The organism is Janibacter sp. GS2 (genome assembly GCF_051200835.1).
In the GTDB taxonomy this organism is placed as follows: Bacteria; Actinomycetota; Actinomycetes; order Actinomycetales; family Dermatophilaceae; genus Janibacter.
In genome coordinates this window covers 1864814-1879893 of sequence record NZ_CP195161.1, presented here as the reverse complement: position 1 = coordinate 1879893, position 15080 = coordinate 1864814, and the positions used below count along the sequence as shown (strand labels likewise).

Here is a 15080-nt window from a genome sequence, read left to right as displayed (position 1 = left end):
CGCGGCCCTCCCGTCACGGGGCGAGCGTGCCGGCCCCGATCCGGTCCAACAGCCACGCCCACTCCCAGGCCGTCTGCTCCCACGCGTCGTAGCGCCCCGAGCGACCGCCGTGCCCGGCGCTCATCTCCGTGCGCAGCAGGATCGGACGGTCGACGGAGTGCTGCGTGACCGCCCGCAGGCGCGCGGTCCACTTCGCGGGCTCGGTGAAGTACACCCGGGTGTCGTGCAGCGAGGTCGTCGCGAGGATCGCGGGGTACTCGACCGCCGCGACGTTTTCGTACGGGCTGTAGCTGCGCATGTACGCGTAGACCTCGGGGTCGTCGAGCGGGTTGCCCCACTCCTCCCACTCGCCGACGGTCAGGGGCAGCTCCGGACGCAGGATCGTCGTCAGGGTGTCGACGAAGGGCACCGCCGCCAGCACCGCCGCGAAGCGGTCGGGTGCGAGGTTGGTCGCGGCGCCGACGAGCAGGCCGCCGGCGGACCCCCCTTCGGCCGCGAGCCGGTCACGAGCCACCCAACCGGTCTCGTGGAGGTGCTCCGCTGCGGCGACGAAGTCGGTGAAGGTGTTGCGCTTGTGCAGCATCTTGCCGTCGTCGTACCAGTGCCGACCCAGCTCGCCGCCACCACGCACGTGCGCGACCGCGTAGACCAGGCCCCGGTCGAGCAGGGAGAGCCGCGCGATGGAGAAGTACGGGTCGAAGCTCATCTCGTAGCTGCCGTAGCCGTAGAGCAGACCGGGGTTGGTCCCGTCCGGCTCGGTGCCACGACGCATCACGAGCGAGACGGGCACCTGCGTGCCGTCCGGCGCGCTCGCCCACGTGCGCCGCTGCTCGTAGTCCTGGGGGTCGACGCCCCCGAGGACCCGCTGTCGCTTCAGGACGATGCGCTCGCCGGTCTCGACGACGATGTCGAGCACGGAGCGCGGGCTGACCCACGACTCGTGGATGACGCGGATGCGATCGGCCCCGGGCTCGGCGACCGGTCCGAGGGCCACCGAGTGCAGCTCGTCGTCGAAGGAGACCGGCATCGGGGCGCCGTAGCGGGCAGTGCCGGGCAGGCGCGGCAGGATCCGCAGCGCGGGCAGCCCGTCCGCGCGAAGGGAGAGCACCGCGAAGTCGTCGAAGGAGTCGACCTCGAGGAAGCGTTCACCCTCGGCCCGCTGGAGGAGCGGTTGCCACTGCTCGGGCCCGGTCGCATCCAGCGGCGCCCAGGCGAGATCACCCTCGGGCTGGCGCTCGTTGTGGACGATGAGCAGGTGGTCGTCGGCGGGCTCGACGTCGTACTCGACCCCCTCGCGGCGCGGAGCGACGCAGCGGGCCGCAGCCGTGGGGTCGTCGGCGTCGATGAGGTGGACCTCGGAGCTGGTCTTGCTGCCGAGACCCAGGAGGATCCAGCGCTCGTCCCGGCTGACGCCCAGACCCATCCAGAAGCGCTCGTCGTCCTCGCGGTGCACCAGGACGTCCCCCTCACGGGCCGTGCCGACCTCGTGGCGCCACACCTCGTGCGGACGCCAGGCGTCGTCGACGGCGACGTGGAAGAGCTGCCCGCCGTCGCGGGAGAAGGCCAGGCCGTAGCCCGCTCCGGTGACCGCCTCGTCGAGGACGTCCCCGGAGGTGATGTCGATGACCCGCACGTCGAAGCGCTCGTCCCCCGTGACGTCGACCGCGTACGCGAGGCGGGTGTGGTCGGCGCTGACCTCGAGTCCTCCGAGGGAGAAGAACTCATGGCCCCGGGCCAGGGCATTGCCGTCGAGGAGCACCACCTCCCCCGCGAGCGGCTGCGTCGGGTCGAGCTCGGGCACGAGGGTGGCATCGGTGAGGGGGGCGCGGCAGTGGATGGCGTACTGCTGGCCCTCGACCGTGCGGGCGTAGTACCACCAGTCCCCCGACGCCACCGGGACGGACAGGTCCGTCTCGAGGGTGCGCTCCTTGATCTCGTCGAAGAGCTGCTGTCGCAGGGGTGCCAGGTGGGCGGTCCTCGCCTCGGCATAGGCGTTCTCGGCCTCGAGGTGGGCCCTGACGTCCGCGTCCTCGGGGTCCCACATCCACGCGTAGGGGTCGACGACGTCGTCACCGTGGTGGCTGCGCGTGGAGGGGCGCTCCGGTGCGACCGGTGGGGTGGGCTCAGGCCTCATGCAGACACCGCTCTCGCTCCGAGGATCACCTTGAGGTCGCCGATGAGCGCCTCGCTCGTCTCGACCCGATAGCTCGCATCGACGGCCATCGTCACCGAGCGCCCGGGCTGGACGAGCTTGATCTGCACGTCGGTGCTCCCGGGGTGCTGGGCGAGGACCTGCTTGACCTCCTCGATGCGCCCGGTCGTCGCCCGGGCGTAGTCGAGGGTGAGCACGACCGGCCCGCGCGGGCCGTCGGTGAGCTCGGGGATCGTCAGGTCCTCGGCGTAGATCGAGACCGAGTCGTCGCGGGCGTTCACCCGGCCGCGCACGACGGCGACGATGTCCTGGGTGAGCATCGTCTGGACGGTGAGATAGGTCTTGGGGAAGAAGAGGCACTCGATCGCGCCCTCGAGGTCCTCGATGGTCGCGATGGCCCAGAGGTCGCCCTTCTTGGTCCGCTTGACGCTCAGCCCGGTGACGAGCCCGGCGATGGTGACGTGGCTGTTCTCCTTCACCCCGTTGTCGGACTGGGTCAGGGTCGCGATCGAGGTGTCCGCCGCCCGCTGCAGCACGTGCTCCACGCCGAAGAGGGGGTGGTCGGAGACGTAGAGCCCGAGCATCTCGCGCTCATTGCTCAGCTTCGCGTGCTTGTCCCACTCGACCTCGGGGACCGCCCGCAGGCCCATCCCCTCGATGCCGCCCGTGCTCTCCACGGCGTCGTCGTCACCGCCGCCGAACATGTCCCACAGCGAGTCCTGGCCCACGGCCTCCTGTCGCTTGATCCCGACGAAGGCGTCGACGTACTCCTCGTGGACCATGACCAGGCCCTGGCGCGGGTGCCCGAGGTCGTCGAAGGCGCCGGCCATGATCAGCGACTCGATGGTGCGCTTGTTGCACACGACGGCCGGGCACTTCGCGAGGAAGTCGTCGAAGGAGGTGAAGGATCCCTTCTCCTCGCGGGCGGTGATGATGCCCTCGACGACGTTGCGGCCGACGTTGCGGATGGCGTGCAGGCCGAAGCGGATGTCCTCCCCGACGGCCGCGAACGGACCCGCCGAGTCGTTGACCGAGGGCGGCAGCACCTTGATGCCCATGCGGCGGCACTCGTTGAGGTAGAGGGCCGACTTGTCCTTGTCGTCACCGACGGAGGTGAGCAGTGCGGCCATGTACTCGGCCGGGTAGTTCGCCTTGAGATAGGCCGTCCAGTACGAGACCAGCCCGTAGGCGGCGGTGTGCGCCTTGTTGAAGGCGTAGTCGGAGAAGGGGACGAGGACGCCCCACAGGGCGGCGATGGACTCCTCGTTGTAGCCCTGCGCCTTCATCCCCTCGGAGAAGGGGAGGTACTCGGCATCGAGGACCTCCTTCTTCTTCTTGCCCATGGCGCGGCGGAGCAGGTCGGCATTGCCCAGGGTGTACCCCGCGAGCTTCTGCGCGATCTCCATGACCTGCTCCTGGTAGATGCACAGACCGTGGGTCGTGCCGAGGATCGGCTCGAGGGCCTCGATCATCTGGGGCTGGAGCTTGCCCTTCAGCTGGGGGTCGAGCGGGACGACCTCCTGGCGACCGTTCTTGCGCAGGGCGAAGTTGGTGTGGGCGTTGACACCCATCGGTCCCGGTCGGTAGAGCGCGAGGGCGGCGGAGATGTCCTCGAAGTTGTCCGGCTGCATCAGCCGCAGCAGGGTGCGCATCCCCCCGCCGTCGAGCTGGAAGACGCCGAGGGTGTCACCCCGTCCGAGGAGACGATAGGTCGCCGTGTCGGTCATGTCCTTGCTCAGCGCGTCGAGGTCGATCTCCTCGCCCCGGTTGCTCTTGATGTTGATCAGGGCGTCGTCGAGGATCGTCAGGTTGCGCAGGCCGAGGAAGTCCATCTTGACCAGCCCGAGCGTCTCGCACGTCGGGTAGTCGAACTGGGTCAGGACCTGGCCGTCCTGCAGCCGGCGCATGATCGGGATGACGTCGATGAGCGGCTCGCTCGACATGATCACGCCGGCGGCGTGCACGCCCCACTGGCGCTTGAGCCCCTCGAGGCCCTTGGCGGTCTCGACGACCTCACCGAAGTGCTTCTCCGTCTCGACGAGCTGGCGGAACTCCTGCCCCTCGGCGTAGCGGTCGTGCTCCGGGTCGTACATCTTGTTCAGCGGCACGCCCTTGCCCATGACATCGGCCGGCATCGCCTTGGTCAGCTGCTCACCGACCGAGAAGGGGTGCCCCATGACGCGCGCGGCGTCCTTGACGGCCTGCTTCGCCTTGATCGTGCCGTAGGTGGCGATCATCGCCACCCGCTCGTCGCCGTACTTGTCGGAGACGTACTTGATGACCTCGGACCGACGGCGCTCGTCGAAGTCGACGTCGAAGTCGGGCATCGACTTGCGCTCGGGATTGAGGAAGCGCTCGAAGATCAGGCCGTGCGGGATCGGGTCGAGGTCGGTGATGCCCATGGCGTAGGCGCACATCGAGCCGGCACCGGAGCCACGCCCCGGGCCGACGCGGATGCCGTTGTTCTTCGCCCAGTTGATGAAGTCGGCGACGACGAGGAAGTACCCCGGGTAGCCCTTGCCCACGATGACGTCGGTCTCGTAGTCGGCCTGCCGCGTCGCGTACTCGGGCACGCCGTCGGGGAAGCGCCGACGCAGTCCGGTGTGGATCTCCTTGACGAACCACGACTGCTCGCTCTCCCCCGGTGGGCACTCGAAGCGCGGCATGTACCGCCCTTCGCCCTCCGTGAAGGAGACCTCGCACATGTCCGCCACGAGGAGGGTGTTGTCGCAGGCCTCCGGGAGCTCGCGCCACAGCCGACGCATCTCGGCGGGCGACTTGAGGTAGTAGCCGTCCCCGGAGAAGGAGAAGCGGTCGGGGTCGAGCAGCGTCGAGCCGGAGTTGATGCACAACAACGCGTCCTGGGCGATGTTGTCCTCCTGCTTGACGTAGTGCAGGTCATTGGTCGCCAGGAGCGGCAGCCGGAGGTCCTTGGCCAGGCGCATCAGGTCCTCGCGCACCCGACGCTCGATCTCGTTGCCGTGGTCCATCAGCTCGAGGAAGTAGTGCTCCTTGCCGAAGATGTCGCGGAACTGCGAGGCCGCCTCGATCGCCTCGTCGTACTGCCCCAGGCGCAGCCGCGTCTGGATCTCCCCCGATGGACAGCCCGTCGTCGCGATCAGCCCGTCGCCGTACTGCGAGAGCAGTTCCCGGTCCAGGCGCGGCCACTTGGCGTAGACCGCGTCGAGGGATGCGATCGAGTCCATCCGGAAAAGGTTGTGCATCCCGGTGTTGTTGCGCGCCAGGAGCGTCATGTGGGTGTACGCACCCCCACCGGAGACGTCGTCGCCCTTGCGCGTGCCCTCATCGCCCCAGCGCACCCGGGTCTTGTCGCCGCGGTGCGTGCCGGGGGCGACATAGGCCTCGAGGCCGATGATCGGCTTGACGTCGTAGGACTGCGCGGTCTTCCAGAACTCGTGCGCCCCGAAGAGGTAGCCGTGGTCGGTCATCGCGATCGCCGGCATGCCCATCTCCTGGGCGGTCTCGAACATGTCCGTGATCCGCGCAGCGCCATCGAGCATCGAGTACTCGGTGTGGTTGTGCAGGTGGACGAAGTTCTCGGAACGGGGCAGCGGCTCGGACATCGACCCGAGTCTAGATCGCCCCGCCGACAGTCCGAGCCGCCCGTCCGTCGCCCCGTCCGTCGCCCCGTCCGTCGCGCCTCTGCGGCCGCTCGGCGCGCGGGCGGCGGAACACCTCTTCCAGCAACACACCGGGGCGATTACCGTCAGTGCTGACACTGACGTCTACCTCCCGGGAGCGCCGGAATGATCGTCCCCATGTCCGTGAACCACTTCATCGACCGCGCCGCGACCGTCTACGGCGAGCGGACGGCCGTCGTCGACGAGCCGGACCAGCCGGCACCGCCGCTGGAGGACGTGACCTATGCCCGGATGCGTCAGCTCGCCCGGGCCCAGGCGGCGCACCTGGACTCCCTCGGCATCGAGGTCGGGGACCGGGTCGCCGTGGTATCGCACAACTCCGCGCGCCTGCTCACGAGCTTCTTCGGCGTCGCCGGCTCCGGCAGGGTCCTCGTCCCGGTCAACTTCCGCCTCGCCCCGGAGGAGGTGTCGTTCATCATCGAGCACTCCGGTGCCCGCGTGCTCTACATCGACCCCGAGCTGACCTCCCTCATCGACGAGGTCTCCGCGGAGCACACCTTCATCCTCGGCGAGGACGAGCACCTCTTCGGTGGCGTCGACCCGGCCACCGCGACGCCCCGCGCCTGGGAGCCGGACGAGAACGCGACGGCGACGATCAACTACACGTCCGGCACCACCGCACGGCCGAAGGGGGTGCAGGTCACCCACCGCAACATCTGGACGAATGCGGCGACCTTCGCGCTGCACGCCGGGGCCACCGACCGCGACGTCTACCTGCACACGCTGCCGATGTTCCACGCCAACGGGTGGGGCATGCCCTTCGCCATGACCGGTATCGGCGCCCGGCACGTCGTCATCCGCAAGATCGACGGGGCCGAGATCCTGCGCCGGGTCGCCGAGCACGGGGTGACCGTGATGTGCGCCGCCCCGGCCGTCGTCAACGCCGTCCTGGCGGCTGCGGCGGACTGGGAGGGGGAGATCCCCGGTCGCGACACGGTGCGGATCATCGTCGCCGGCGCCCCGCCACCCACCCAGACCATCGCCCGCGTGGAGACCGAGCTCGGCTGGGAGTTCATCCAGATCTACGGCCTGACCGAGACCTCTCCCCTGCTGACGATCAACCGCACGCGCGCCGAGTGGGACGACCTGAGCGCCGACGAGCGCGCGAGCAAGCTCGTGCGCGCCGGCGCCCCGGCGCTCGGCTGCGAGATGAGCGTGGACGAGGAGTCCGGCGAGGTGCTGGCCCGCAGCAACGTCGTCATGGAGGGCTACTGGGACCTGCCGGAGGAGACGCAGCGCTCCCTCGACGGCGGATGGTTCCACACCGGGGACGGCGGCACGATCGGTGAGGACGGCTACGTGACGATCAGCGACCGCAAGAAGGACGTGATCATCACCGGTGGCGAGAACGTCTCCTCCGTCGAGGTCGAGGACGTCCTCTTCTCCCACCCGGACGTCGTCGAGGTCGCCGTCATCGGTGTCCCCCACGAGAAGTGGGGCGAGACCATCAAGGCCCTCGTCGTCCTCGAGGAGGGGGCGGGAGCCACCGAGAGCGACCTCATCGCCTGGTGCAAGAAGAAGGCGGCCGGGTACAAGGCCCCGACCTCGATCGAGTTCCGCGAGGAGCTCGCCCGCACCGCCACCGGCAAGCTGCAGAAGTTCAAGCTCCGCGCCCCCTACTGGGAGGGACGCGAGCGACAGGTCAACTGACCGCTCAGGTCCAGAACCGGTGCGTCTTGCTCTGCGAGGTGCTGCCGGTGATCGTCACCGTGTAGGCGCTGTCCTCGTAGGCGTACATGAGGCTCTTGCACTCCGTCCGGTCCCCGCTGCGGGCGGTGACGGTGAAGGAGGGGTTGTTCCCGCGCACGGGAGCGACCCTCGCACTGATGTGGCGCGAGGGATTCGGCGAGACGGTGACGCAGAAGCGGTCGCTGCCGTCGGAGTAGGAGAAGGCCCCTGCCGAGCGGAGCGTGCCGTCGATGCTGTTGGCCGAGGCCGCGGGGGCCAGCGTCAGGCCGAGCGCACATGTGCCGGCCGCCAGGGCGAATCGGGTCCTGAGCGTGCTCATGGTTCCTTTCCGGCGTCGACCGGGTCGACGGCCTGGCTGCGAGGCTAGGAACTCGGCGGGGTCGCTCGCAAGCCGGCCTCAGGACAGGTCGGCGAGCCGGTCCAGCGCCTGCTGCAGGTCGGGCGGGTAGGTGCTCTCGAAGCGCACGTGCTCGCCGGTCCCGGGGTGGGTGAAGCCGAGACCCATCGCGTGCAGCCACTGCCGCTCCAGGCCGAGGGTGCGAGCGAGGGTCGGGTCGGCGCCGTAGGTCGGGTCCCCGACGCAGGGATGACGAAGGGCGGCCATGTGCACCCGGATCTGGTGGGTGCGCCCCGTCTCGAGCGTCACGTCGAGCAGGGAGGCGTGCCGGAAGGCCTCGATGAGCTCGTAGTGCGTCACCGCGTGCTTGCCGGAGTCCATGACCGCGAACCGGTAGTCGTGCCCCGGGTGGCGTCCGATCGGTGCGTCGATGGTGCCGACGTGCGGGTCGGGCAGACCCTGCACGAGCGCGTGGTAGGTCTTGTCGACGGTGCGCTCCTTGAAGGCGCGCTTGAGCACGGAGTAGCCGTACTCGCTCTTGCACACGACCATGAGGCCACTCGTGCCGACGTCGAGCCGGGAGACGATCCCCTGCCGTTCGCTGGCCCCGCTGGTGGTGATCCGGTACCCGGCGGCCTTGAGCCCCCCGAGGACCGTCGGTCCGGTCCACCCGACGCTGGGGTGGGCGGCCACACCGACGGGCTTGTCGACGACGATGATGTCCTCGTCGTCGTGGATGATCCTCATCCCGGGGACCGGCTCGGCGACGACCTCGAGGGTCTCGCTCGTCGGGGCCGAGGGCAGGGTGATCTCGATGCGCGCGCCGGCGGTGACGCGGGTCGACTTGCCGGCACCGGCGCCGTCGATCTCGATCAGCCCCTCGGTGGCCAGCTCGGCGGCGTGGGTGCGGGAGAGGCCGAACAGTCGCGCGACGGCGGCGTCGACCCGGTCTCCCTCGAGCCCCTCGGGGACGAGGACATTGCGGACGTCACCCATGGAAGCCCTCCTCGGGCTGGTCGGTCGAGTCATCAGCGGCGTGCTGGGGGCGCGTGCCGTCCATGCCGATGTTGGTGAAGACGAGCCACAGCAGCATCGCCGCACCGACGACGATCGCGATGTCCGCGACGTTGCCGACGAAAAGACCTCCGTAGTCGATGAAGTCGACGACGTGGCCGCGCAGGGGGGCAGGCTCGCGGAAGAACCGGTCGTAGAGGTTGCCCAGGGACCCTCCGAGCACCAGCCCCAGCGCCAGGCTCCACCGCGAGGACCCGATACGGCGTGCGGCGACGAGGATCGCGGCGGTGACACCCACCGCGACGAGCGTCATCAGCCAGGTCATCGAGTCGCCGATGGAGAAGGCGGCGCCGGAGTTGCGGATGAGGCGAAGGGAGAGGGCGTCACCGACGAGCGGGATGGTCCGCGCGTTGTCCAGGGCGCCGACGGCCCACACCTTGCTCGCCTGGTCGACGAGGAGGACGACGACGGCGGCGATGACGTACCACCGCAGCACACCGCGCCCGGTCGTCGCCTCCGCCGCGCCCTCGGGTCGCTCGGTCGGCCCGGATGGCTCGGACGGCTGTGTGGCGCTCAGCGGCGCTCCTGCTGGCTCTTGCATGTCATGCACAGGGTCGCACGCGGATAGGCCTGGAGTCGAAGCTTGCCGATCGGGTTGCCGCAGGACTCGCAGATCCCGTAGGTCCCGTCCTCGAGCCGCTCGAGCGCGTGGAGGTTCTGTTCGAGGCCCGTGCGGGCCCCCGCGACGAGGCTCAGCTCGTGCTCACGCTCGAAGGACTTCGCCCCGGCGTCGGCCTGATCGTCGCCCGCTCCGTCGATCGGCTCCTTGAAGGACTCGGTCAGCTCGGTCTCCGAGGAGTTGATCTCGGTACGCAACCGCTCGATCTCGGTCTCCAGCTCGGCACGGACCTCCTTCAGCTGCGCGGGGGTCCACGGCGACTCGTCCTCCTTCACGACCAGCCGGGCGGCCTTCGTGGCGGTGGAGCCCGTCGCCTTCGTGGCCGCTGCCTTCGTGGTCTTCGCCTTCGTCGTCTTCGCCTTCGTCGTCGCTGCCTTCGTGGTCGTCTTCTTCGCCGCCGCCGTCTTCTTCGTGGAGGCAGACTTCGCCCCCGCCGTCGTCCTCGTGGCCGTCCCCTTCTTCGCCGCCATGACTGTCCTCGGTATAGGAGATCCGTACCCGACACGGACCTGAGTCCACGCAGGGTACGACGTTTCTCCCCATGACGAGCGCAACAGCGCGTCGTGTTCGCGGGCGAACACGACACAGGCGGCGGTGTCCGTCGGGACACCGCCGCCTGGGGACCGACCGGATCGCTCCGGTCAGCGGGAGATCAGTGCTTCGCGCTGGCGCCGGAGGGCGCCTGCGGGGCCTCCTGCGGAGCCGCCTGGGGGGCGGACTCCAGACCCTTGAGCTGGCCGCTGATGAACTCCTTGAGGTTGCGACGGTAGTCGCGCTCGAAGGTCGTCAGCTCGGCGATCTTGGCCTCCATGGCGCTCTTTTGCGCATTGAGGTCGTCGAGGATCTTCTTGCGCTTGTCCTCGGCCTCGGTCACGAGCGCGGTCGACTTGGCCTGGGCGTCGGAGACCAGCTTGTCGCGCTGGCTCGTGCCCTCACCGATGAACTGGTCGCGCTTGCCCTGACCCGTCTTGACGAAGTCGTCGTGCTTGCTCTGACCGGTGGAGAGCAGCTCGTCGTGCTTGGACTGACCCTTGGTCACGAGCTCCTCGTGCTGGCGCTGCGCCTCCGCCACGAGCTTCTCGCGCTGGGCACGGCCCTCGGCGACGTGCTCGTCGTGCAGGCGCTGCGCGAGCGCGATGAGCCCGGAGGCACCGGCCCCTCCACCAGCGGCCGCGGCCATCTCACCGGCACCGCTGTCGTTCGCGTCTGCGGCGGGAGCAGCGGCCGACTGGGTCGCCGTGTCCTGACGCTGCTTGGCCTCGGTCTCGGCACGCTCGGCGGCGGCATTGGCTGCCTCGATGCGCTGCTGTGCGGCCTTCTCTGCCTCATCGGCACGGGCCTTGACGGTGGCCACGCGCTCATCGGCACTCTGCTCGGCCGAGGTGACCTTCGCGGAGTCACCCGTGGCACGCTCACCGCGGGCCGGGGCGCTCTGCTCGAGCTCGACGGCGCGCTTCTCGGCCTCCGCGCGGGCAGCGGCCTCCTTCTCGAGGCGGGCCTTGAGGTCCTTGTTCTCGCGGGCGAGGGCCTCGTCGGTCTTGTCGGCCGTCGGCACAGCGGCGGTGGGAGCCGCAGCGGCAGCCGGCGCGGCGGAGCCGTTGCCGTCCGCAGCCCGGGCTCGGATGTCCTCCGAGTCCTTGACCATGCGCCGCATCTCGGCCACGACCTCGTCGAGGAAGTCATCCACCTCGCGCTCGTCATAGCCGCGGCGGAACTGGGTCTGGGTGAAGGTCTTGTTGAGGACGTCCTCGGGCGTGAGCGCCATACTTCCTCCGTTAGCGATCGGACAGGTGCGTGGCTCGTACGGCACGGAGCGCGCACGGGCATCACCGTCCAGACTAGACGATCCCTCGCAGGATCGAGACCACGAGGATCAGCACGAGGAAGGCGAGGTCGATCGCCACTCCCCCCAGGCGCAGGGGTGGGATGACCCGACGAATGGCCTTCAGGGGTGGATCGGTGAGGCTGTAGATCACCTCGGCGACCACGAGGATGGGCCCGCTCGGACGCCAGTCGCGGGCGAACACCTGGATCCACTCGAAGATCAGTCGCCCGATGAGGATGTAGAAGTAGATGCTCAGCACCAGGTCGAGCAGCTGTCGGACGATCTCCATGCGGTCAGCCTAGGCGGGACCCCTGAGGGTCCACTGTGAGGGGGTCAACACGCGTCGACCCGGTGGGCAGGCGGCTCAGGACTGGTTGAACAGCGCGCGGGGTTGGTGCGGCTCCCCGCCCTCGGCGTCGACCTCGATGTGCTCCGGCGAGAGCAGGAAGACCTTGTTGGTCACGCGCTCGATGGAGCCGTGCAGACCGAAGACGAGGCCGGCGGCGAAGTCGACGAGACGCTTCGCGTCCGAGTCGTCCATGTCCGAGAGGTTCATGATCACCGGCGTGTTGCTGCGGAAGCTCTCGCCGATGGCCCGGGCATCGTTGTAGGTGCTCGGGTGGATCGTCGTGATGCGGTTCATCTGGGTGACCTCCACGTCGCGCACGGCCGGCGCGCTCTGGACACGACGGATCGGGGTGACCTCTGCGGCGTACTCCTCGTCCTGGACCTCGGGACCGGCGGCGTCGTAGTCCTCGTCGTACTCGTCGTAGCGCTTGTCGTCCTCGGCGAGGCCGAGGTAGACCATCGCGGTCCGAAGTGCCGTCATGTCCTCATCCTTAAAACTGTGGGTGCCTCGTCGGTGGAACCGAAGTTACCCGTGGGACGCGCGAGTTCCGAGGATTGCCGTCCCGACACGCAGGTGTGTCGCACCGTGGCGCACCGCTGCCTCGAGGTCCGCGCTCATCCCGGCGGAGACCCAGGTGGCCTGCGGGTGGGTCTCCCTCAGGGCGCCGGAGAGCTCGGCCAGGCGGGCGAAGGGCGGGGAGGGGTCCTCGCCGAGCGGCGCGACGGCCATGAGGCCGCCCAGGCGAAGGGAGTCACTCCTTGCGACCTCGTCGGCCAGGGCGAGGACGTCACGTGGCGCCGCTCCCCCCCGGTGCTCTGCCGCATCGGCGTCGAGGTCGACCTGGACGAGGACGGTCAGCTCCCGGCCGGCCGCGGACGCCCCGCGGTCGAGCGCGGCGATGACCTTGGGTCGGTCGACGGACTGGACGACATCGGCCCAGCGGGCCACGGCACCGGCCTTCTTCGACTGCAGCTGCCCGATGTAGTGCGTGCGCACTCCGGGCGGGGTGCCGCCGTCGGCCAGCTTGGCGGAGGCCTCCTGCTCGCGGTTCTCGCCGATGTCGCGCACCCCGAGATCGGCGAGCAGGTCGAGGTCGCTGCGCGGGAAGAACTTCGTCACGACGACGAGGTGGACCTCCTCGGGGGCCCGTCCGGCGTCGCTGCAGGCGAGGGCGATCCGCTCCCGGACCGCGGCGAGGTTGGCCGCCAGCTCCGCCCGTCGCCCTTCGTCCGCCCCGCTCATGCGGTCCGTCCGATGATCCCGGCGAAGCGTCCGGTCCGTCCGTCGCGACGGTGCGAGTACAGCGCCTCGTCCTCGCGCGCGCACCCGGGGACCCACTCGAGCGGTACCCCGAGTTCGGTGAGCTGATCCACGACCCCGGCGGCGACGTCGATGGCCGGGGTGCCCTGCCAGGTCGTCGCAGCCGAGACCGGCGCCACGGTGGCGGCCTCCTCGCGCAGTTCGGCGGGCACCTCGTAACAGCGTCCGCACACGGAGGGCCCGACGATCGCCCGCAGCTGACCCGACCCGAGGTCGCGCAGCGCGGACACGACGGCGCCGACGACACCCTTCGTCATGCCCTGGCGCCCCGCGTGGGCGACGCCGACGAGCCCGGCCGTCTCGTCGTGGAGGAGGACCGGGGTGCAGTCGGCCACGAGCACCCCGAGGGCGAGGCCGGGCAGGCCGGTGACGAGGGCGTCGGCGGTGCCCACGGCACCGGTCCCGGTCCGGGGCCCGTCCAGCACCTCGCGGGTGACGTGGAGGACCTCGGTGCCGTGCACCTGGTCGGCCCAGACGATCGGCGTCCCGACCTCCTGCTCGACGAGGGCACGGTTCGCGGCGACGTGCGCGGGGTCGTCGCCGACATGGGCCCCGAGGTTGAGGCCGGCGAAGGGGGCGCTGCTCGCCCCGTCACGACGGTCGGTGAAGGCCCGCACCACGCCGGGTGCGTCCTCTCTCCAGAGGAACACGTCAGCTCGCGGGATCGATCACTTGAGGAAGTCCGGCACGTCCAGGTCGTCGCCGTCGTCGAAGGTCACCTGACGCGGCGGGGCCGACTGCTGACCGCCCTGCTGCGGCTGCGCGGCCGGCTGCCCCTGCTGGCCACTCGGCTGCGACTGGCCACCCTGCTGGGCCACGGCCGGGGCCGACTGCTGCGGGGTCGACTGCTGCGGGGCCGAGCGCTGGGGCTGGCCCTGCTGCGGGGCCTGGTTCGCCGGAGCGGGAACCTGCTGCGGCTGCTGGGCCTGCTGCGGCTGCTGGGCCGGCTGGCCACCCCCCTGCTGGGGCTGGCCCTGCGGGCTGCCCTGCTGGGGCTGCGACTGGCCACCGGCCTGGACCTGCCCGAGGGCGCGGTCGTCCGGACGGTGCTGCGGGGAGCCACCGTCGAAGCCGGCAGCGATGACGGTGACCCGCACCTCGTCGCCGAGGGCGTCGTCGATGACGGTTCCGAAGATCACATTGGCCTCGGGGTGTGCGGCCTCCTGGACCAGACGGGCGGCCTCGTTGATCTCGAAGAGACCCAGGTCGCTACCGCCCTGGACCGACAACAGGACCCCGTGCGCACCGTCGATGCTCGCCTCGAGCAGCGGGGAGGAGATCGCGAGCTCAGCGGCCTGCACGGCCCGGTCCTCGCCGCGGGCCGAGCCGATGCCCATGAGCGCGGAGCCGGCGCCCTGCATGACCGACTTGACGTCGGCGAAGTCGAGGTTGATCAGCCCGGGGGTCGTGATGAGGTCGGTGATGCCCTGGACACCCGAGAGGAGCACCTGGTCGGCGCTGCGGAAGGCGTCCAGCATGCTCACCGCACGGTCGCTGATGGAGAGCAACCGGTCGTTGGGAATGACGATGAGGGTGTCGACCTCGTCGCGCAGCGACCCGATGCCCGAATCGGCCTGGTTCGCGCGGCGGCGGCCCTCGAAGGTGAAGGGGCGGGTGACGACGCCCACCGTCAGCGCACCGAGGCTCTTGGCGATCTTCGCGACGACCGGCGCACCACCGGTTCCCGTGCCGCCGCCCTCACCAGCGGTGACGAAGACCATGTCGGCACCCTTGATGACCTCTTCGATCTCCTCGGCGTGGTCCTCGGCGGCCTTCTTGCCCACCTCGGGGTCCGCGCCGGCACCGAGCCCGCGGGTGAGCTCACGGCCCACGTCGAGCTTGACGTCGGCGTCCGACATCAGCAACGCCTGGGCATCGGTGTTGATCGCGATGAACTCGACGCCCTTGAGGCCGACCTCGATCATCCGGTTGACGGCGTTGACGCCACCACCGCCGATGCCGACGACCTTGATCACGGCCAGATAGTTCTGGGCTGTTGCCACGCTGGACTCCTGTTGATGCTGCTCGGTGGTGCGTCACCCGCGAAGCTCAA

The 15080-nt window shown here is 69.9% G+C and carries 13 protein-coding genes; 1 reads left to right on the top strand and 12 read right to left on the bottom strand.

All coding sequences use genetic code 11. From position 1 onward, the window contains the following. Positions 1–13: 13 nt before the first annotated feature. Entirely contained in the window at positions 14–2134 is a 2121-nt protein-coding gene (locus ACR9E9_RS09120; RefSeq protein WP_435198165.1) for a S9 family peptidase, read from the bottom strand. Beyond that, positions 2131–5736, bottom strand: coding sequence for a DNA polymerase III subunit alpha (dnaE, locus tag ACR9E9_RS09115; RefSeq protein WP_435198164.1), 3606 nt, complete (start codon positions 5734–5736; stop codon positions 2131–2133). Before dnaE ends, ACR9E9_RS09120 begins: the two co-directional genes overlap by 4 nt. 195 nt (positions 5737–5931) lie before the next feature. On the opposite strand from dnaE, the gene ACR9E9_RS09110 reads away from it, so the two are divergent. Then, positions 5932–7464 (top strand): AMP-binding protein, encoded by a 1533-nt coding sequence (locus ACR9E9_RS09110; RefSeq protein ID WP_435198163.1) that lies wholly within the window; start codon positions 5932–5934, stop codon positions 7462–7464. A gap of 4 nt (positions 7465–7468) precedes the next feature. On the opposite strand, the gene ACR9E9_RS09105 is transcribed toward ACR9E9_RS09110, so the two are convergent. From ACR9E9_RS09105 to ftsZ, 10 genes are all read right to left on the bottom strand, one after another. After that, positions 7469–7822 (bottom strand): hypothetical protein, encoded by a 354-nt coding sequence (locus ACR9E9_RS09105; protein ID WP_435198162.1) that lies wholly within the window; start codon positions 7820–7822, stop codon positions 7469–7471. A 78-nt stretch (positions 7823–7900) separates the two neighbouring features. Continuing rightward, entirely contained in the window at positions 7901–8836 is a 936-nt protein-coding gene (locus ACR9E9_RS09100) for an RluA family pseudouridine synthase (RefSeq protein ID WP_435198161.1), read from the bottom strand. Beyond that, entirely contained in the window at positions 8829–9455 is a 627-nt protein-coding gene (gene lspA, locus ACR9E9_RS09095; protein ID WP_435198160.1) for a signal peptidase II, read from the bottom strand. The genes ACR9E9_RS09100 and lspA overlap by 8 nt, the downstream gene beginning before the upstream one ends. Beyond that, entirely contained in the window at positions 9428–10003 is a 576-nt protein-coding gene (locus ACR9E9_RS09090) for a TraR/DksA family transcriptional regulator (protein ID WP_435198159.1), read from the bottom strand. Before ACR9E9_RS09090 ends, lspA begins: the two co-directional genes overlap by 28 nt. Before the next feature lie 182 nt (positions 10004–10185). Then, on the bottom strand, positions 10186–11298 hold the full coding sequence (locus ACR9E9_RS09085) for a DivIVA domain-containing protein (protein WP_435198158.1): 1113 nt from the start codon (positions 11296–11298) through the stop codon (positions 10186–10188). Between the two features lie 73 nt (positions 11299–11371). After that, positions 11372–11647, bottom strand: coding sequence for a YggT family protein (locus ACR9E9_RS09080; RefSeq protein ID WP_435198157.1), 276 nt, complete (start codon positions 11645–11647; stop codon positions 11372–11374). Between the two features lie 75 nt (positions 11648–11722). After that, complete coding sequence (locus ACR9E9_RS09075) at positions 11723–12187, bottom strand: cell division protein SepF (protein WP_435198156.1); 465 nt, start codon at positions 12185–12187, stop codon at positions 11723–11725. A 45-nt stretch (positions 12188–12232) separates the two neighbouring features. Next, the gene (locus ACR9E9_RS09070) at positions 12233–12949 is read right to left on the bottom strand and encodes a YggS family pyridoxal phosphate-dependent enzyme (RefSeq protein ID WP_435198155.1); all 717 of its coding nucleotides are present in this window, start codon (positions 12947–12949) and stop codon (positions 12233–12235) included. After that, positions 12946–13677: a peptidoglycan editing factor PgeF gene (pgeF, locus tag ACR9E9_RS09065; RefSeq protein ID WP_435198154.1), complete on the bottom strand. Its 732-nt coding sequence runs from the start codon at positions 13675–13677 to the stop codon at positions 12946–12948. The genes ACR9E9_RS09070 and pgeF overlap by 4 nt, the downstream gene beginning before the upstream one ends. Positions 13678–13695: 18 nt before the next feature. Next, a complete protein-coding gene (gene ftsZ / locus ACR9E9_RS09060) occupies positions 13696–15030 on the bottom strand; it encodes a cell division protein FtsZ (RefSeq protein ID WP_435198153.1) in 1335 nt (444 codons plus the stop codon). Between the last annotated feature and the right edge of the window lie 50 nt (positions 15031–15080).